Annotated in this window: 13 protein-coding genes and 2 pseudogenes; 2 read left to right on the forward strand and 13 right to left on the reverse strand. The window is 64.0% G+C overall.

The window, feature by feature from the left end; genetic code table 11:
- Positions 1-88 precede the first annotated feature (88 nt).
- Positions 89-1,774, forward strand: a complete 1,686-nt coding sequence (gene ilvD / locus CD04_RS0107235) for a dihydroxy-acid dehydratase (RefSeq protein ID WP_031405445.1) — start codon at positions 89-91, stop codon at positions 1,772-1,774.
- 78 nt (positions 1,775-1,852) lie between these two features.
- Here the strand turns inward: ilvD and clpA are convergent, their stop codons facing one another.
- From clpA to CD04_RS0107265, 6 genes are all read right to left on the reverse strand, one after another.
- Entirely contained in the window at positions 1,853-4,150 is a 2,298-nt protein-coding gene (gene clpA, locus CD04_RS0107240; protein ID WP_031405447.1) for an ATP-dependent Clp protease ATP-binding subunit ClpA, read from the reverse strand.
- Between the two features lie 9 nt (positions 4,151-4,159).
- A complete protein-coding gene (gene clpS / locus CD04_RS0107245; RefSeq protein ID WP_031405448.1) occupies positions 4,160-4,489 on the reverse strand; it encodes an ATP-dependent Clp protease adapter ClpS in 330 nt (109 codons plus the stop codon).
- A 285-nt stretch (positions 4,490-4,774) separates the two neighbouring features.
- Positions 4,775-6,457, reverse strand: coding sequence for an electron transfer flavoprotein-ubiquinone oxidoreductase (locus tag CD04_RS0107250; RefSeq protein WP_031405450.1), 1,683 nt, complete (start codon positions 6,455-6,457; stop codon positions 4,775-4,777).
- 32 nt (positions 6,458-6,489) lie between these two features.
- A complete protein-coding gene (gene pcaF / locus CD04_RS0107255) occupies positions 6,490-7,692 on the reverse strand; it encodes a 3-oxoadipyl-CoA thiolase (RefSeq protein WP_031405452.1) in 1,203 nt (400 codons plus the stop codon).
- Positions 7,693-7,709: 17 nt separating this feature from the next.
- On the reverse strand, positions 7,710-9,752 hold the full coding sequence (locus CD04_RS0107260; protein WP_031405454.1) for a 3-hydroxyacyl-CoA dehydrogenase NAD-binding domain-containing protein: 2,043 nt from the start codon (positions 9,750-9,752) through the stop codon (positions 7,710-7,712).
- Positions 9,753-9,775: 23 nt separating this feature from the next.
- A complete protein-coding gene (locus tag CD04_RS0107265) occupies positions 9,776-10,864 on the reverse strand; it encodes a zinc-binding dehydrogenase (RefSeq protein WP_369792781.1) in 1,089 nt (362 codons plus the stop codon).
- Between the two features lie 104 nt (positions 10,865-10,968).
- On the opposite strand from CD04_RS0107265, the gene CD04_RS0107270 reads away from it, so the two are divergent.
- The gene (locus tag CD04_RS0107270) at positions 10,969-11,487 is read left to right on the forward strand and encodes a MarR family winged helix-turn-helix transcriptional regulator (protein WP_031405457.1); all 519 of its coding nucleotides are present in this window, start codon (positions 10,969-10,971) and stop codon (positions 11,485-11,487) included.
- Positions 11,488-11,793: 306 nt separating this feature from the next.
- Here CD04_RS0107270 and CD04_RS0107275 read toward each other — a convergent pair whose 3' ends face one another.
- From CD04_RS0107275 to badH, 7 genes and pseudogenes are all read right to left on the reverse strand, one after another.
- Positions 11,794-12,726 carry an electron transfer flavoprotein subunit alpha/FixB family protein gene (locus CD04_RS0107275; protein WP_031405458.1) on the reverse strand — a complete coding sequence of 311 codons (933 nt, stop codon included), beginning with the start codon at positions 12,724-12,726 and terminating at the stop codon, positions 11,794-11,796.
- A gap of 34 nt (positions 12,727-12,760) precedes the next feature.
- Positions 12,761-13,510, reverse strand: a complete 750-nt coding sequence (locus CD04_RS0107280) for an electron transfer flavoprotein subunit beta/FixA family protein (protein ID WP_031405459.1) — start codon at positions 13,508-13,510, stop codon at positions 12,761-12,763.
- 14 nt (positions 13,511-13,524) lie between these two features.
- Positions 13,525-14,718: an acyl-CoA dehydrogenase gene (locus CD04_RS0107285; RefSeq protein WP_031405460.1), complete on the reverse strand. Its 1,194-nt coding sequence runs from the start codon at positions 14,716-14,718 to the stop codon at positions 13,525-13,527.
- Between the two features lie 48 nt (positions 14,719-14,766).
- Positions 14,767-15,927, reverse strand: a complete 1,161-nt coding sequence (locus tag CD04_RS0107290; protein ID WP_031405463.1) for an acyl-CoA dehydrogenase family protein — start codon at positions 15,925-15,927, stop codon at positions 14,767-14,769.
- Positions 15,928-16,068: 141 nt separating this feature from the next.
- Positions 16,069-18,048 carry an AMP-binding protein gene (locus CD04_RS0107295; RefSeq protein ID WP_031405465.1) on the reverse strand — a complete coding sequence of 660 codons (1,980 nt, stop codon included), beginning with the start codon at positions 18,046-18,048 and terminating at the stop codon, positions 16,069-16,071.
- A 23-nt stretch (positions 18,049-18,071) separates the two neighbouring features.
- A pseudogene (gene badI, locus CD04_RS21570) lies at positions 18,072-18,853 on the reverse strand (2-ketocyclohexanecarboxyl-CoA hydrolase).
- 40 nt (positions 18,854-18,893) lie between these two features.
- A pseudogene (gene badH, locus CD04_RS21575) lies at positions 18,894-19,660 on the reverse strand (2-hydroxycyclohexanecarboxyl-CoA dehydrogenase).
- Between the last annotated feature and the right edge of the window lie 386 nt (positions 19,661-20,046).

The raw sequence follows: 20,046 nt of genomic DNA on the forward strand, positions 1-20,046 counted from the left end.
GATACGACAGCTTCAGACGGCACCGGTTCACCCCATTTTCGTTTCGTTTCAGCCTGCGAGCTTTCGCACTGCCATTTCTGCCATTTCCATGACCGACAAACTCCGTTCTGCCCACATCACCGAAGGTGTTGCCCGTGCGCCCAACCGCTCGATGTTTTACGCGATGGGCTACAAAAAGGCCGATTTTGCACACCCGATGATTGGTATCGCCAATGCGCACTCCACCATCACACCATGCAACTCCGGCTTACAAAAGCTTGCCGATGCAGCCATTGAGGGGGTCCGCGCGGCCGGCGGCAACCCCCAAGTGTTTGGCACCCCGACCATTGCCGACGGCATGTCCATGGGCACCGAGGGCATGAAATACTCGCTGGTGTCTCGCGAGGTGATCGCCGACTGCGTGGAAACCTGTGTCCAGGGCCAGTGGATGGACGGCGTGCTGACGATCGGTGGCTGTGACAAGAACATGCCGGGCGCGATGATTGGCATGCTGCGTTGCAATGTGCCGGGCATCTTTGTCTATGGCGGCACCATCCTGCCCGGGCACTACAAGGGCAAGGATCTGAATATTGTCTCCGTCTTCGAAGCCGTGGGCGAATTTTCTGCCGGTCGCATGAGTCAGGTGGATTTCGATGCCATCGAGCAATGCTCGGTGCCCACCAGTGGGTCGTGCGGGGGCATGTACACGGCCAACACGATGTCCGGTGCCATTGAGGCCATGGGCATGTCGCTGCCCTACTCGTCGACGATGGCGAATGTGCACGAGGAAAAGGTGCAATCAGCCAGCGACTCGGCGCGAACCCTGCTGGCCGCTGTGCGGGCTGGTCTCAAGCCACGCGACATTGTCACCCGCGAGGCACTGGAAAACGCGGTGGCGGTCGTGATGGCCACGGGCGGATCGACCAACGCCGTGCTGCATCTGTTGGCGATTGCACACGCGGCCGAGGTGCCGTTTTCGATCGATGACTTCGAGACCATCCGCAAACGCACTCCTGTCTTGTGCGACATGAAGCCCTCGGGGCAATACGTGGCCACGGACCTGCATCGCGCTGGCGGCATCCCCCAAGTGATGAAAATCCTGCTGAACGCCGGCCTCATTCATGGCGACTGCATGACCATTACCGGCAAAACAGTGGCCGAGAATCTTGCCGATGTGCCGGCTGAGCCGCGTGCCGACCAAAATGTGATCCGCCCTTTCACCAATCCCATGTACGCGCACGGCCATCTGGCCATCCTCAAAGGCAACCTTGCACCCGAGGGCTGCGTGGCCAAGATCACCGGTTTGAAGAACCCGAGCATGACCGGCCCGGCGCGGGTCTTCGACGACGAGCAAAGCGCGTTGGAGGCCATCCTGGCCAATCAGATCAAGGCTGGCGACATCATGGTGCTGCGCTACCTCGGCCCCAAGGGCGGCCCGGGCATGCCTGAGATGCTGGCGCCAACGTCCGCCCTGGTCGGAGCGGGTTTGGGCGAATCGGTGGGACTGATCACCGACGGACGCTTTTCGGGTGGGACCTGGGGCATGGTGGTCGGCCACGTGGCTCCCGAAGCCATGGTCGGCGGTGATATCGCTTTGATCCAGGAAGGCGACAGCATCACCATCGATGCCCCGACCCTGACACTGAACCTGAACGTGCCGGAGGCGGAAATCGCCCGCCGTCGAGCTTCCTGGACACCTCCGCAGACACGTTACAAGCGTGGCGTTCTGGCCAAGTTCGCCAAACTGGCCGGCACGGCATCCAAGGGCGCCGTGTTGGACGCCGATCTGGGGTGAGGAAACCGCCGCGCGCGTAAGCGACAAAAAGAAGGCACCCCGCGCGGGGGTGCCCATGTCAGGGTCGCCGCCCCAGCCTTATGCCTGCGCATCCTCCGCTTCGCGCTTGCGAGGCTTTGGCTCGGGCTCGGCAATGTCCAGACGCACCTTGCCCGACTCGTCAATATCCACCGTGACCCGCCCTCCGTCCACCAGACGACCAAACAGGAGTTCGTCGGCAAGGGCACGGCGGATCGTGTCCTGAATCAGCCGTTGCATCGGGCGCGCGCCCATCAGCGGGTCGAAGCCCTCGGCTGCGAGGTGCTTGCGCAGCTTGTCCGTGAACGTTGCCTCCACCCGCTTCTCGGCCAATTGGGACTCGAGTTGCAGCAGGAATTTGTCGACGACGCGCAGGATGATGGATTCGTCCAGCGGCCGGAAACTGATGATGGCATCCAGCCTGTTGCGGAACTCCGGCGAGAACATGCGCTTGATGTCAACCATTTCATCGCCGCGCTCGCGCTTGGACGTGAAGCCCATGGTGCCTTTTTGCATGGTTTCGGCCCCCGCATTGGTCGTCATGATGAGAATGACGTTGCGGAAATCGGCCTTGCGTCCGTTGTTGTCGGTCAGCGTGCCGTTGTCCATGACCTGAAGCAGCACGTTGTAGACGTCCGGGTGGGCTTTCTCGATCTCGTCAAGCAGCAGGACGGCATGCGGCTTTTTCGAAATCGCCTCGGTAAGCAGCCCGCCCTGATCGAATCCGACGTAGCCCGGAGGCGCACCGATCAGGCGCGAGACGGTGTGACGCTCCATGTATTCGGACATGTCGAAGCGCACCAGCTCGATGCCGAGCACGAACGCCAACTGCCGCGCCACCTCCGTCTTGCCAACCCCGGTTGGCCCGCTGAACAGGAAGGACCCGATGGGCTTGTCTGGCTTGCCCAGACCCGATCGCGTCATTTTGATCGCCGCCGCGAGCGCGCCGATGGCATCTTCTTGACCGAACACCACGTTCTTCAGGTCACGCTCAAGGTTCTTCAGCTTGGAGCGGTCGTCCGTGGTCACACTGTGCACTGGCACCCGGGCGATCTTGGACACGATGTCCTCGATCTCACCTTTGCCGATGGTCTTCTTCTGCTTGCTCTTGGGCAGGATGCGCTGGGCTGCACCGGCCTCATCGATCACGTCGATTGCCTTGTCTGGCAGGTGGCGGTCATTGATGTATTTGGCCGAAAGCTCCGCTGCGGCAGCGAGCGCACCGGCGCCGTATTTGACGCCATGATGCTCCTCGAAGCGCGACTTCAGACCCTTGAGGATTTCCACCGTCTGCTCCACGCTGGGTTCGACCACGTCGATCTTCTGGAACCGGCGCGACAGCGCCGCATCCTTCTCAAAGATGCCACGGTATTCGTTGAACGTGGTGGCGCCGATGCAGCGCAACTGGCCGGACGTCAATGCCGGTTTGAGCAGGTTGGATGCATCCAGCGTGCCGCCAGAAGCCGCCCCCGCGCCGATGAGCGTGTGGATCTCGTCGATGAACAGGATGGAATGCGGCATCTCCTTGATCTGCTTGATCACGGCTTTGATGCGCTGCTCGAAATCGCCCCGGTATTTGGTCCCGGCCAGCAGCGCGCCCATGTCGAGCGAGTACACGACGCCGTGCTCCAGCACGGATGGCACCTGACCCTGCACGATGCGCCACGCCAAACCCTCGGCGATTGCCGTCTTTCCCACCCCGGCCTCACCGACCAGCAGAGGATTGTTCTTGCGCCGACGACACAACACCTGGATGACGCGCTCGACCTCGGCCTCGCGGCCGATCAGCGGGTCGATCCGCCCATCGCGCGCCAACTGGTTGAGGTTTTGCGTGAACTGATCCAAAGGCGTGTCCTTGCCCTCTTTGTCCTCCTCGTCGCCCGCGCTGCCACCCACCGGCTTGGCTTGCTCAACCGGATCGGTCTTGCGGATTCCGTGCGAAAGGTAATTCACCACGTCCAGCCGGGTCACGCCCTGCTGGTGGAGGTAGTACACGGCGTGCGAATCCTTCTCGCTGAAGATTGCCACCAGCACGTTGGCACCCGTCACTTCCTTCTTGCCATTGGAGGACGACTGCACGTGCATGATTGCACGCTGGATGACGCGTTGAAAGCCAAGGGTCGGCTGGGTATCCACGTCGTCGGTGCCAGGCACCACGGGCGTGTTTTCCTTGACAAAGGCGGACAGACTCTTGCGCAGATCGTCGATATTGGCCGAGCAGGCACGCAACACCTCGGCCGCCGAGGGGTTGTCCAGCAACGCGAGCAGCAAATGCTCGACCGTGATGAACTCGTGCCGCTGCTGGCGCGCCTCAACAAAGGCCATATGCAAACTGACTTCCAGTTCCTGGGCAATCATGACACTCTCCTAAATGGCCTCCATCACACACTGCAAGGGGTGACCGGCCTGGCGCGCCGCCGACATCACCTGCTCGACCTTGGTTGCTGCAACATCCTTCGCATACACACCGCAAACCGCACGACCGTGCTGATGCACCTTGAGCATGATCTGTGTGGCGGTTTCACGGTCCTTGCGGAAAAACTCCTGAATGACGAACACCACGAACTCCATCGGCGTGAAATCGTCGTTCAGCATGACCACCTGATACAGCGGCGGCGGCTTGAGCTTTTGCTCCTGGCGCTCGACGACAGCCGCAGAACCAGGGTCGGAACCGGAGATTTTGCGTGGAATGGACATGATCGAATTCTAAGTTTTCGACTGAGCCTTCGCTGGTCTATGGGCATCCTCCAATTGTGATCAGATTACACCTTTCAGGTTCCAAAACCTTACCACCCCGCAAATTTGTTGCGTAATCCCCCCAGCGCCGGGCTGGGCCCCCATTTTCACCGTACCACGCACGAAAGGAAGCCGCACGGCGTGCGGCATTGGCAATGTCGACGCCGCCGGTTGATCGACATGGAGCGCGGCTCTGCGCCATCCCCGATGCCGAGCAAGCACGGGTTAAGGCGCTATCTCTGGCGCTCACATGCCCGCATAGTTCGGCCCGCCGCCGCCTTCGGGTGTGACCCAGGCGATGTTCTGCGTCGGGTCCTTGATGTCGCAGGTTTTGCAGTGCACGCAGTTCTGCGCGTTGATGACGAGCTGATCTGCGCCATCCTTGTTGACGAACTCATACACGCCAGCCGGGCAGTAGCGGCTCTCGGGACCGGCGTACCTGGCCAGATTGATCCTGACCGGCACGCTAGCGTCTTTCAGCGTCAGGTGCGCCGGCTGCTGCTCTTCGTGGTTGGTGTTGGACACAAACACGCTGGAGAGTCGGTCGAAGCTGATCACGCCGTCGGGCTTGGGATAGGCGATCTGCGGCATCTCGGCCGCCGGACGCAGCGTGGTGTGGTCCTTGGTGGTGTTGTGCAGCGTCCAGGGCGGGCTGCGCACGCCCACCTTGGGCAGGAACCAGTGCTCCACGCCCGTCATCAGCTTGCCCATGAACGGGCTCTTCTTGAACCAGTTTTTGAAGTTGCGGTACGTCCAGAGCTCGTCGTACAACCAGCTCGTCTTGAAGCGCTCGGGAAAGGCCGTGAGCTCGTCGCCGCCGCGGCCGGCCGTCACCGCTTCAAACGCGGCTTCGGCGCACAGCATGCCGCTCTTGATGGCCGCGTGGCTGCCCTTGATGCGGGCGGCGTTCAGGAAGCCGGCATCGCAACCGACCAGCGCGCCGCCGGGGAACACCAGCTTGGGCAGTGCCTGGGGCGTGCCGTTGTTCAGTGCGCGGGCGCCGTAGCCCAGGCGCTTGCCGCCTTCAATGTGCGCCTTGATGCTCGGGTGCGTTTTCCAGCGCTGCATCTCCTCGAACGGGCTGAGCCAGGGGTTCGGGTACGCCAGGCCCACGACCATGCCCAGCGTGACCTTGTTGCCTTCCATGTGGTACAGGAAACCCCCGCCGAAGGTGCTGTCGTCCATCGGCCAACCGGCGGTGTGCACCACAAGGCCGGGTTTGGCCTTGTCAGCCGGCACTTCCCAGAGCTCCTTGATGCCGATGGCGAAGGTCTGGGCGTCCTTGCCCTCGTCCAGTTTGAATTTCGCGATCAGCTGTTTGCCCAGATGGCCGCGCGCACCTTCGGCGAACACGGTGTACCTGGCGTGCAGCTCCATGCCGATCTGGAAGTTATCCCCCGGCTCGCCGTCCTTGCCCACCCCCAGGTTTCCGGTGGCGACCCCTTTGACCGCGCCCTCCTCGCTGTAGAGCACCTCGGCGGCGGGGAAGCCGGGGAAGATCTCCACGCCCAGGCCTTCGGCCTGGTCTGCGAGCCACTTGGTCACGGCGCCAAGGCTGATGACGTGGCAACCCTTATTGTGGAAGTTGCGCGGCATCAGCCATTCCGGGGTGCGGGTCGCACCGGTCTCGCGAAGCACCAACAGGGTGTCGCCTGTCACGGGCTGCAGCAACGGTGCACCGCGTTCCTTCCAGTCCGGGAAGAGTTCGGTGATCGCCCTAGGGTCCATGACCGCGCCGCTGAGAATGTGGGCACCCGGTTCGGAGCCCTTTTCCAGAACGCAGACGCTGAGCTCGCTGCCTTGGTCGGCAGCGAGCTGTTTCAGGCGGATGGCGGTGGCCAGCCCGGCAGGGCCACCACCCACAACGACCACGTCGTATGCCATCACTTCGCGCGGGCCGTAGGTGCTGAGGATCGCTTCTGGGCTCATCAAGATTCCTTGTAACGGGACGTCGGTAAGTTTCACACGCGCTCAATGACGACGGCGATGCCCTGCCCCACCCCGATGCACATGGTGCACAACGCGTAGCGTCCGCCGGTTGCGTGCAGGCGGTTGGCGGCGGTGGTCACCAGGCGCGCACCGCTGGCGCCCAGCGGGTGGCCCAAGGCGATGGCGCCGCCCCAGGCGTTCACGCGCTGGTCGTCGTCATTCAGCCCCAGCATTCTGAGCACCGCCAGCCCTTGTGCGGCAAAAGCCTCGTTGAGTTCGATCACGTCGAGTTGCTCCAGCTTCAAGCCGGTGAGCGCCAGCACTTTCTGCGTCGCCGGTGCCGGGCCGATGCCCATGATGCGCGGCGCCACCCCAGCCGTCGCCATGCCCAGGATGCGAGCCTTGGGGGTAAGGCCGTGCTTTGTGCAAGCCGCCTCGTCGGCCAGAAGCAGCGCGCAGGCGCCATCGTTCACGCCACTGGCATTGCCCGCCGTCACCGTGCCTTCGGGTCGCACCACGCCCTTGAGCTTGGCCAGCGCCTCCAGGCTGGTCTCGCGAGGGTGTTCGTCCTTGTCGACAATCAAGGCTTCGCCCTTCTTTTGCGCAACGCTCACCGGGCAGATCTCGCGCGCCAGATGCCCCGCCTTCTGTGCAGCCACGGCCTTCTTCTGGCTCGACAAGGCCATGCGGTCCTGGGCTTCGCGTTCGATCTTGTAATCCGTGGCGACGTTCTCGGCGGTCTCGGGCATGGAGTCGACCCCGTATTTCTCCTTCATCAGCTTGTTGATGAAGCGCCAGCCGATGGTGGTGTCGTACACGGCACTGGCGCGGCTGAAGGCGCTCTCGGCCTTGGGCATGACGAAGGGCGCGCGGCTCATGCTCTCCACACCGCCGGCGATCATGAGGGTGGCTTCACCGGACTTGATGGCACGCGCGGCCGTGCCCACCGCGTCCAGGCTGGATCCGCACAGGCGGTTGATGGTGCTGCCGGGCACCGCGGGGGGCAGGCCGGCGAGCAAGCTGGCCATGTGGGCTACGTTGCGGTTGTCTTCGCCGGCCTGGTTGGCGCAGCCGTAGAGAACGTCGGTCACCGCACCCCAGTCCACGCCGGGGTTGCGCGCCATCAGGGCCTTGAGCGGGATGGCGGCCAGATCGTCGGTTCGCACCGAGCTCAGGGCGCCGCCGTAGCGGCCAAAGGGGGTGCGGATCGCGTCGCAGATGAAGGCGTAGGGCATCGTAGTCTCCGAAAGCATCAGGGGTTGAGCATGGGTGTGAGGTCGGCCAGCCGGAAGCCGTGGCCCGATGTGGCGGCCAGGCGTTGCAGGTCCTGTTCAAGGCGCGCGCGGTCCTGCTGGCGGGCCCAGAAGACGGGGCCGCCCTCCCAACGCGGGAAACCGTAGCCCTGCACCAGCACCACATCGATGTCGCTCGCGCGCTGGGCAACGCCTTCGGCCAGCAGCAACGCCGCCTCATTGACCATGGCCAGCAAGGCGCGGCGCTGGATCTCGGCGGGTTCAAGCGGCCGGCGTATCAGGCCGCGCTGTGCCGAGGCTGCTTCGATGATCCCGCGCACTGTGGCGTCGGTGGTCTTGCCCTGGCGGCCATCGGCATAGGTGTAGTACCCCGCACCCGTCTTGCGGCCCAGGCGGCCCAACTCGCACAGATGGTCCAGGATGGCGACGTAGCGCTCGCGCGGGTCGCGCGTGGCGGCTTGGGCCTTGCGCATGCGCCAGGCAATGTCCAGGCCCGAGAGGTCGGCCACGCTAAATGGGCCCATCGCGAAGCCAAAGCCCTGCAGGGCCTGGTCCACGTCTTCCGGCCAGGCGCCATCTTCGAGCATGAATTCGCACTGCTTGCGATAGGCGTTGTAGACGCGGTTGCCGATGAAGCCGAAGGCATTGCCGCACAGAACTGGCAACTTGCGCAGTTGCTTGCCAAAAGCCATCCCGGTGGCCAGCACATCGGGCGCGGTCTGTGCGCCACGCACCACCTCCAGCAGCTTCATCACGTTGGCCGGGCTGAAGAAATGCAGTCCGAGAACGTCCTGCGGGCGGGCGGTGGCACGGGCAATGGCATCCACATCGAGGTACGACGTGTTGGTGGCCAGCACCGCGCCCACACGCGCGTGGGCGTCGATCGTACGGAACACGTCCAGCTTGACGGCGAGGTCCTCGAACACCGCCTCGATGACGAGGTCGGCGCGGGCGAGCTGCGTCCAATCGGTGCTCGGCTGCAGGCGCGCCTGGCGGGCGGCGGCGGCGTTGGCCTGAAGTTTGCCCGCAGCCACACGGCCCTGGTAGTAGTCCGCCACCCTCTGGCGACCGCGCTCCAGCGCAGCCTCGTCCTGCTCCAGCAGCACGACGGACAGTCCCGCGTCGAGCGCAGCAATGGCGATGCCCGTGCCCATGGTGCCGGCGCCGATGATGGCCACGGTCTGCACGCCGCGCGGCGTCGCCTGCACGTCGGCGGGCAGGCGCACCGCGTCCCGTTCGGCAAAAAACTGGTGCCGAAGCGCATGCGCTTCGGCGGAGCCGCGCAACTGCTGGAACACGGCTCGCTCGCGAGCCAGGCCTTCGGCGAACGGCAGACGCGCGGCGTCCCTAAGCGCTTCGATGGCGGCCACCACGGCCGGCCGACCCTTGCCCGCGCGCAGGGCCGCCTGCTCGGCCTGCTCGATCGCGGCCGCTTCCTCGGCGGGCACAGACTCTTCGCTGATGCGGCACTTGCCCGCAAGCTGGCGCGCCAGCGCCACGGCGTTGGCCTGCAACTCGGTCGCCACCACCTCGTCCACCAGGCGCAGGTCGCGTGCCGTGTCGGCCGTAATGCGCTCCCCGCTACAGACCATCTGGATCGCTCGCACCCAACCGGTGCGGCGCGGCAGGCGCTGCGTGCCGCCCGCACCGGGAATGATGCCCAGTGTGACCTCCGGCAGCCCCAGCACCGTGCCAGCGAGCGCGATGCGCGCATCGCAGGCCAAGGCGAGTTCGAGGCCGCCGCCCAGCGCAGCGCCGTGCAGCGCCGCCACCACCGGCTTGGCACAGCCTTCAATGGCGGCCAGCACGTCCGGCAGTTGCGGCTCGTGCAACGGCTGGCCGAATTCGCGCAGATCCGAGCCGGCCACGAAAGTGCTCCCGGCGCCGATGATGACGCCTGCGCGCAGCGTGGGCTCGGCTGCGAGCTGCGCGATCGCGTCCTTCAGTCCCTGGCGCACGCCAAGCGATCCCGCGTTGATGGGCGGGTTGTTGATTTCGATCAGCAGCACGTCGCCAATCGCTTCGGTATGAACTTGGGTCATGGAGGAATCCAGTGTGGGAAAACTCAATCGATGCGCAAAACCACCTTGCCGAACTGCGCACCCGACTCCAGGCGGTTCAGCGCGGCGTGAACCTGGCCGAGTGCATACTCGCTGTCGATCACGGGTTGGAGGGCGGTGCGCTGCACGAAGTCGAGCAGGTCGCGGAGCTCGTCGAAGTCGCCCAGCGTGGAGCCGAGGATCTGCAACTGGCGGATGAAGATGCGACGCAGGTCGGCCGGCGGCTGATCGCCTGTGGTGGCACCGCAGGTCACCAGCCGTCCGCCGCGCACCAGCGACTTCATGGCCGACGACCACACGCGGGCGCCCACGTTCTCGAACACCACGTCCACGCCACGCCCGCCGGTGGCGGCCATGACGGCCTTGGCGACGTCCTGCGTCTGGCCGTTGATCGTATGGTCTGCACCCAGGGCACGGGCCCGTTCAAGCTTGGCGTCGTCGCGCGAGGTCACGATCACCCGCGCCCCGGTGCGCTTGGCCAGCTGCAGCGCCGCCAGCGACACGCCGCCGCCAATGCCGAACACCAGCACGGTCTCCCAGGGCTTGAGCTGCGCCTTGGTGAACAACATGCGCCACGCCGTCAGATGGTTGACGCCAAGCGCAGCCGCCTGGGCAAACGACAGGCCTGCCGGCATGGGAAACACGTTGCTGGCCGGCACGCTCACGTACTGGGCAAAGGTGCCGTCTCGGTGCTCACCGAGCAGGCTCATGTGCAGGCACAGCACCCCCTCGCCGCGCTGGCAGAACTCACAGCGGCCGCAGGTAATGCCCGGGTGCAGCACCACGGACTGTCCGGGCTGGAGCAGCCGCTCGCCGGCGTCCACCGCTTCGACCGTGCCGGCGCCATCCAGGCCCATGATCTGCGGGAGTCGGTGGGTGATGCCCGCGCCACTGTCGCGCATGTAAAGGTCCACCCGGTTGATGGTGGCCGCCTGCATGCGCACCAACACATGGCCGGGATGTCGCATTGGCAGGGGGCGCGGCCCAACCCTCACCACCTCGTTGCCACCGTGGCCATGAATTGATGCGGCCATCATGCTCATGGGATTATTTTTCCAAGAAAGCGCTCGCTGCGTCCCACCAGCTGCGCGCATGAGTCGATCGGCTTGACAACTTCAGTTTTCACAACGATAGTACGACAACATATTGACTTGAATAGAATTTCTTGCAGGCAAGGACAATCAGCGCGAAGTCACTCATGAATCCTTCTAAATCCAACATCGCCCGCATGGAGCTGGCCAATCGGCTGTTCTTTCGCCTGTATCAATGCGCGAATTTATTGCATAAGACTGGATCGCGGGCGGTGGAAAGCGAAGGCCTGACCACACAACAATGGGCGGTGTTGGGGGCCCTGTCGCGCGAAGAGGCGCAAGAGGGCATGGGAGTGAACGAGCTGGCTCGCTACCTGATGGTCAGTCGCCAAAACCTCACAGGGGTCATTGGGCGCATGGAACGCGATGGTCACATTCGCATGGAGACCAGTGCGAAAGACCGCCGCTCCCGCCTGATCAAGATGACCGATTCGGGACGTGTGGTCTGGTTGGTGAAGGCACAGCCCAAAATTCACGCCTACTATGAACAAGCCTTGGCAGAATTTTCGATGGGCGACATTACCCACACCTTGCACTACCTGTTGAAGCTGCTGGAGAACATGCGGCGTCTGGATCAAGGCGTTGACGCCGAGACCTGGGTAGCCGATGAGAGTGCTGCCGCGTGACGCCTTGACCCGGGAATTCACATCGAGGACCAACCGTTGCCTGGTGGCGATCCAACCTGCCATCACGAACGCAAGAACGTGGCCGCTCCTGCATAGCGCAACAACGGCCACAGACATCGATCCCGGCCGATTGTGTTCGCTCGCCGGCTCCGGCGCATCATGGGACATCGTGACCCAGCCCACGTGGTTGGGGACAACCAGCACATGGTCCACATTCGCATCCAGCACGAACGGCGCACCGGATGCACAAGTGCTCCCGGGCTGCGTGGATCAGAACGTGCATCACGACAGCTGGCCCGTTGGTGCTCAGAGGGACTGGACCAGTTCCGGCACCGCAACGAACAGATCAGCCGCAAGGCCGTAGTCGGCCACCGCGAAAATTGGCGCCTCAGCATCCTTGTTGACCGCCACGATCACCCGGGAGTCCTTCATGCCGGCCAGATGCTGGATCGCACCGGAAATGCCGCAGGCCACGTAGAGCTGCGGCGCCACGATCTTGCCGGTCTGGCCAACTTGCCAGTCGTTGGGCGCGTAGCCCGCGTCCACCGCAGCACGGCTGGCGCCCAGCGCGGCCCCCAGCTTGTCGGCCAGCGGGGTCAAGACTTCGCTGAATTTCTCGGCGCTGCCCAGTGCGCGGCCACCGCTGACGACAATCTTGGCGCCGGTCAGTTCGGGGCGCTCGGTCTTGGCAATTTCGCTGCCAAGGAACGTGCTCTTGCCGCTGTCGGCGGCGGCAGTGACGGTTTGCACCGCAGCACTGCCACCGCATGCAGCCGCCGCCTCAAAGCCGGTCCCGCGCACGGTGATCACCTTGATGGCATCGGCGCTTTGTACGGTGGCGATGGCGTTGCCGGCATAGATGGCACGCTCGAAGGTGTCCGCGGCGATCACTTTGATGACGTCGCTGATCTGGCCCACGTCCAGTTTGGCGGCCACGCGCGGAGCGATGTTTTTGCCGCTTGCCGTGGCGGGGAACAGGATGTGGGTGTAATTCGGTGCGATGGCCAGAACCTGCGCGGCGATGTTTTCGGCCAGCGCATGGGCGAGGGATTCGGCGTCGGCGTGGATCACCTTCGATACCCCGGCGATCTGGGCGGCAGCCGCCGCAGCGGCGGCGGCGTTGTATCCGGCGATCAGCACGTGCACCTCACCACCGCATTGGGCAGCGGCGGCGACGGCGTTGAGGGTGGCGCCCTTGATGGTGGCGTTGTCGTGTTCGGCGATGACGAGTGCGGTCATGTTCTGTGTTCCAGTGTTCGGTCGGGTTTCCGGCTCAGATGACTTTTGCCTCGTTTTTCAGCTTCTCGACCAAGGCAGCCACGTCGCCCACCATGACGCCGGCCGTGCGCTTGGGGGGTTCGGTGACTTTCAGGGTTTTGATGTGCGCAGTCACGTCCACACCAAGGTCTTCAGGCTTGACGGTGTCCAGCGGCTTCTTCTTGGCCTTCATGATGTTCGGCAGCGTCACATAGCGCGGCTCATTCAGGCGCAAGTCGGTGGTGACGATGGCCGGCAGGGAAAGCCTGAGGGTTTCCAGGCCGCCGTCGACTTCGCGCGTCACATTGACTGCGCCTTCGGCCACCTCGACCTTTGAGGCGAACGTGCCCTGCGGCAGATCGGCCAGCGCGGCCAGCATCTGGCCGGTCTGGTTGCAGTCGTCGTCGATGGCCTGCTTGCCTAGGATCACGAGACCAGGCTGTTCCTTGTCCACCACAGCGTTGAGCAGTTTGGCCACGGCCAGGGGCTGGAGCTCTTCGGCGGTCTCCACCAGGATGGCGCGGTCGGCACCGATGGCCATGGCCGTGCGCAGCGTTTCCTGGCACTGCGCCACGCCGCAGGAGACAACGATGACCTCGGTGGCCACGCCTTTTTCCTTCAGGCGCACGGCTTCTTCCACCGCAATCTCGTCAAACGGATTCATGCTCATCTTGAGGTTGGCCAAGTCCATGCCGGACTGGTCGGCCTTCACGCGCACCTTGACGTTGTAGTCCACCACGCGCTTGACGGGAACGATGATTTTCATGATCGCGGCGCCCGTCAGTTCGCAAACGCCGCGATGCCCGTGATTGCACGCCCCAGGATCAGCGCGTGCACGTCGTGTGTGCCTTCGTAGGTGTTCACCACCTCCAGGTTCACCAGGTGGCGCGCAACGCCAAACTCGTCGCTGATGCCGTTGCCCCCCATCATGTCGCGCGCAAGGCGGGCGATGTCCAGCGCCTTGCCACAGCTGTTGCGCTTGAGGATGCTGGTGATCTCCACCGCGGCGGTGCCTTCGTCCTTCATGCGGCCCAGGCGCAAGCAGCCCTGCAGGCCCAGGCTGATCTCGGTCAGCATGTCGGCCAGCTTCTTCTGGATGAGCTGGTTGGCGGCCAGCGGGCGGCCGAACTGCTTGCGGTCCAGCACGTACTGGCGGGCGCGGAAGTAGCAGTCCTCGGCTGCGCCCAACGCCCCCCAGGCAATGCCGAAGCGCGCGCTGTTGAGGCAGGTGAACGGGCCCTTCAAGCCGCGCACATCGGGAAAGGCATTTTCTTCCGGCACGAAGACCTCGTCCATGACGATTTCGCCGGTGATGCTGGTGCGCAGGCCGACCTTGCCATGGACTGCCGGGGCGCTCAGCCCCTTCCAGCCCTTTTCAAGGATGAAACCGCGGATCTGGCCCCCGTCGTCCTTGGCCCAGACCACGAACACGTCGGCGATGGGACTGTTGGTGATCCACATTTTGGCGCCACTCAGGCTGTAGCCGCCGTCCACCTTCCTGGCGCGTGTGATCATGCCGCCGGGGTCGCTGCCGTGGTTGGGTTCGGTCAGACCGAAGCAGCCGATCCACTCGCCTGTGGCGAGCTTGGGCAGGTACTTCCGCTTCTGCGCCTCAGTGCCGAATTCGTTGATGGGCACCATGACCAGTGAGCTCTGAACACTCATCATGCTGCGGTAGCCGGAGTCCACGCGCTCGACTTCGCGCGCGACCAGGCCATAGCAGACGTAGTTCAGCCCGGCGCCGCCGTACTGCTCGGGAATGGTGGGCCCCAGCAGGCCGAGCTCGCCCATCTCGCGGAAGATGGATGCATCGGTGCTCTCGTTGCGGAACGCCAGCTGCGCGCGCGGCAGGAGCTTTTCCTGGGCGTAGGCACGGGCGGCGTCCTGCACCTGGCGTTCGTCATCGGTGAGCTGCGCGCTGAGGTGAAAGGGATCTTCCCAGCTGAAGGTTGCGTGGGTGGACTTGGTCGACATGGAGTGTCCTTGGTTAACGTTTGGAGAGACGCAGGCTGTGGGCTGCCATCAATCGGCGCGCAGAAGCTCCCGACCGATGATGAGTTGCTGGACTTGCGTGGTGCCTTCGTACAGACGCAGCAGGCGCGCATCGCGGTAGAAGCGCTCCACCGGGTATTCGTTAATGTATCCGGCGCCGCCGTGAATCTGCACGCCGCGGTCGGCCACGCGGCCCACCATCTCGGTGGCAAAGAGCTTGGCGCAGGATACGCGCATCGAGACGTCCGGATCGGACACATGCGCCGGCTTGCCATCGAAGCGCTGAGCGACGTCTTTCACCAGCGACCAGCCCGCCAGCAGCTCAGCTTGACTGTCGGCAAGCATGGCCTGGATCAGCTGGAACTGCCCAATCGCTTTGCCGAACTGCTTGCGCTCACGTGCATAGCGCCGTGATTCGTCCAGGATGCGCGACGCCATGCCGCACGACACCGCTGCAATGTTGAGGCGGCCGCGGTCCAGCACCTTCATCGCCGTCTTGAAACCCTGCCCCGGCACACCGCCGATGATGCTGGTCACGGGCACGCGCACGCTCTCCAGGATTACGTCGCAGGTCTTGGTGCCGCGCTGGCCCATCTTCTTGTCGTTCTTGCCAAGCTTGAGGCCAGGGGTGTGGGCCGGCACGATGAAGGACGACACCCCGCTCGCACCGGATCCGCCGGTGCGAGCCATCAGCGTGAAGGCGCCGGCGCGCGGCGCGTTGGTGATGTAGCGCTTGGTCCCGTTGAGCACGTAGTGGTCACCGTCGAGCTCAGCCCGTGTCTTGAGCGAGGCCGCGTCGGTGCCAGCGTCTGGCTCGGTGAGTGCAAACGACATGATCAGTTCACCACTGGCCACCTTGGGCAGGTACTCGGCCTTCTGCTCGGGCGTGCCGTCCATCAAGATGCCTTGCGAGCCAATGCCGATGTTGGTGCCGAACACCGAGCGGAAGGCGGCTGCGGTGCGTCCGAGCTCGTAATTCACCACCACCTCCTGGCTCACCGACAGGCCGATGCCGCCGTACTCCTCGGGCACGGTCAGGCCGAACAGGCCCATTTCCTTCATGTCGTCGATGATGTCGGCCGGCACGTCGTCGTGCTCTTCGAGGTAGTTTTCCGCTGGCACCAGTCGCTCGCGCACGAAGCGCTGGATGGTGTGCAGCAGGATGTCAAAGGATTCGGCGTCGAGTGCCATGATGGATCTCTTGATTGCTTTGCGAAATGGGAACCCTGAATGGTGGTCGACCAGGACAGGCTCAGGGTGTTGCCAATGGCGCACTGGCCAAGGCACGCGGCGACGGACGCCCGGCCGACCTCGGGAGGCGCGTCGTATGCATCACGTTGTCCCCTGCGCCATGTACGCCGCGCGAATGGCCTCGACGGATTCCGGGTTCACCAGCGTGCTCAGGTCGCCCGAGTCCTCTCCGAGCCATGCGGTACGGACGAGGCGGCGCATCACTTTCATGTTGCGAGTGCGTGGCAGGTCGCCAACGAAGACCACTTGGGCTGGCCGAAATGCCCCGCCCAGCCCTTCGGCCACGGCGGCAGAAAGGATTTTGGCTGCTCCATCCACCTCGATACCGGGGCGCGGCACGCAAACGCAGACCACCGCAGTACCTTTGACGGCATGCGGCACGCCGATCGCTGCCGCGTCGAGCACGAGGCCGGTCGCCATCAGCAGCGCCTCGATTTCGAAGGGACCGGTGCGCTTGCCAGCGATCTTGAGCGTGTCGTCAGAGCGGCCGTGCACATACCACATGCCGTCAGCGTCGCGGCTGGCGAAGTCGCCGTGCACCCACAGGTTGGGCAGGCGTGACCAGTAGCTTTGAAGGTAGCGTTCCCGGTCGTGCCACAAACCACGCGTGAGCCCGATGCTGGGGCTGCGCATCACCAGCTCGCCCATCACATTGGGACCGACGCTGTTGCCTTCGGCATCGACCACGTCGGCGCCGGTGCCCGGCACCGGTCCAGCAAAGGCACAGGGCTTGAGCGGATGAATCACCGTGCCCGTCAGGATGCCGCCAATCTCGGTTCCTCCGGAATAGTTGAGCAGCGGGACTCGCCGCCGTCCCACCTGCTCGAAGGTCCACTGCCAGGCTTCGGGAGTCCAGGGTTCGCCGGTGGAGACAATGACACGCAGCGATGTGAGATCAATGTCTCGGATGGCGTCATCCCCAAGCGACATCGACAGCCGTGCCACAGTGGGTGCGAGACCGAGGTAGGTAACGCGATGACGCTCAATGACGCGCCACAGGCGATCAGGCTGCGGGAAATTGGGGGCACCCTCTGCCAGCACCACCGTGGCACCGACCTGCAGCCCGCCGAAGACGAGGATCGGACCGACCAGCCAACCCATGTCCGACATCCACAAGAAGCGGTCTTCGGGCTTGAGATCCATGCAGATCGAAAGATCCAGCGCCGTCTTGACCGGGAAACCGCAATGCGTATGCACGACGCCCTTCGGCTTGCCGCTGGTGCCTGATGTAAATATCAGCAGGAACGGATCGTCGGCTGGCATGTGTTCCGTTGGCACGGCCGTGCAGTCCTCAGGCGCGCCGGCGGCGAGCTCATGCCACCAGTGATCACGTGCGTATGTCCATCCATGCTTGGTGGCGAGATGGCTCAGGACCACGACGTGACGCACGCCGGGACAATGGAGCAGCGCCTCGTCGGCGATCGCCTTGGCGCCGACCGGCTTGCCACGCCGCAAGGAGCCGTCGACCGTGATCAGCGCCTTGGCCTGGCCATCATTCAGGCGCTGCGCGATGGCGTCGGCGCCAAAGCCCGAAAACATGGGAAGCACAATACCGCCGATTTTTGCGACCGCAAGCATCGCGGCCGCAGCCTGGGGCAAGTTTGGCATGTACATGCCAATCACATCACCACGTCCCAACCCCAGGTTGCGCAGACCCCAACTGAGGCGGCATGTCTCGCGATCGATGTCGGCAAAAGTCCAGGTGGTCACGACGCCGTCTTCACCTTCCCAGACCAGCGCCGGTTGTGTGTAGCGCGCCGTGTCGCGTCGCCGGTCGATGCAGTTGAGCACCACGTTGGTCGTGCCACCCACGCACCAGTGTGCAAAGGCAAGCCCCTCGCTAAGGTCCAGGATCTGCTCGTAGGGTCGCTGGAATCGATAGTCGAGGAAGCGGATCAGCGCGTCATGAAACCACGCCGGATCGGCGCTGGCGCGTTCATTGAGCGCCTCGAAACTTTCAACCCCGAGCGCACGCATGAAGCGTGTGAGGTTGGCATGTTCCACAGTACTGCGGTCGGGCCACCACACAGCGCCTGACGAATTGGGGGCATCGACTTGCATGGCTCGGGCTCCGGTCGAATGAATTACTTCGCGTATTTGCGGAAATCCGGCTTGCGTTTTTCTTTCAGCGCATTGACACCTTCGCGGGACTCTTCCGTGTCGTAGTACAGCTTGAGCGCGTACATGCCCAGGCCTGCGATCCCGCTCTGGTGCGCGGTGTCGGCGTTGAAGCTGCGCTTGGCAATGGCCAGCGCCGTGGGACTGCGCTCGCAAATCTCCTCGCCCCACTTCTGCACCTCCGCATCGAGCTGCTCGTGCGGCACGCACACGTTGGCCAGCCCCATCGCCACAGCCTGCGCACCGCTGTAGCGCCGGTTCAGGTACCAGATCTCGCGCGCCTTCTTCTCGCCCACCACGCGCGCCAGAAAAGCCGTCCCGTAGCCCGGATCCACCGACCCCATCTTCGGGCCCACCTGGCCAAAAATCGCCTTCTCCGAACAAATCGTCAGGTCGCAGATCGTGCACAGCACATTGCCCCCGCCAATGGCAAAGCCCTGCACCCGCGCAATCACCGGCTTGGGCACATCGCGAATGGCCGTGTGCAGCTCCTCCATCGGCAGCCCGATGGTGCCGCGCCCGTCGTAGTTGCCGTTGTGGGCCGACTGGTCGCCGCCGGTGCAAAACGCCCGGTCCCCGCCCCCGCCAGCACAATGGCCCCCACCCCCTTGTCATACCCCGCCTTGTTCAGCGCCCGGATGATCTCGTCGCAGGTCTGGCCTCGAAACGAGTTCATCTTCTCCGGCCGGTTGATCGTGATCCAGGCCACGCCGTTGCGCACGTCGTACAGGATGTCTTCAAAATTCATGTCTGGCTCCTTGAATGTTCGCTGAAAATCGGCCTCGGAATCAGCCGTGCATGGTCAGGCCGCCCGACACGCTGATGACCTGACCGGTGATGAAACTGGCATCATCGCTGCCGAAAAACGCAATGGCGCTGGCCAGATCGTCGGGCTGGCCCAGCCGCCCCAGCGGAATGGCGCTGCGGAACGCCTCCAGCAGCTTGGCGGGGTCCCGCGCCCCTTCGGCCACACCGGCCAGCAAGGCGGTGTCCGTTGGCCCGGGCACACCACGTTGACCGTGATGCCCTGGCGCGCGTGCTCACGCGCCAGCGTCTTCGACAGCGCCACCAGCCCGCCCTTGCACGCCGCGTACACCGCCTCCCCCGACGAACCCCCGCGCCCAGCGTCCGACGCAATGTTCACAATGCGCCCGTACCTGCGCTCGGCCATGCCCGGCAGCACCGCGTGCAGCATGTGCAGCGCCCCAATCAGGTTGATCCCAATCAGCTTGTCCCACTCCGCCGGCTGCGTCTTGATGAACGGCTTGAACACGTCCCAGCCCGCGTTGTTCACCAGCACCCCGATCGGCCCCAACGCCGCTTCGGCCCCGCCCACCGCGGCGTCCACCTCGACGCGCCGCGTGATGTCGCACCCGAACGCCTGCGCCGCACCACCTTCGGCCCGGATCGCCTCCGCCACCTTCTGCGCCGCCTCCAGGTTCACGTCAAACACCGCAACCTTCGCACCCTCCTGCGCAAAGCGCCGGCTCGCCGCCCCGCCGATCCCGCCTCCGCCACCCGTCACGATCACGGTTTTTCCATTCAGATTACGCATTCCAGCTCCTTTGAACTCTCAAGGCAGCCTCTCGGCTGGCATTTCCAAAACGCTTACTAAGACAATATGTTGTCTTAGTTTAGGGCGGAGCACAGGAGGCGTCAAACAAAAAAAATGCCAGTAATATAGGTGTTTTCCCTTACTTCGACCCAAACTTTTTTCGTCGAACGACGTGAAGACCAATTTTGGGCTTTAACGATTTGTGACAATCTCTTTGCTTTTTTAGAGCATGGGTCGGCGCCTTCGCCTTGCTGTACCCAAGGCCGGGCCAGAGGGGTGTTCGAGGTTCCGGCATCGATGGATGTCACCGTTGAGGCGGGACGGGGGGTTCGCCTGGGAATCGCTTGCGCATGGCTCGGCTCGACGCGCAATGGCGCCCTGGCCAA

Source organism: Thiomonas sp. FB-Cd (assembly GCF_000733775.1).
Lineage (GTDB): Bacteria > Pseudomonadota > Gammaproteobacteria > Burkholderiales > Burkholderiaceae_C > Thiomonas_A.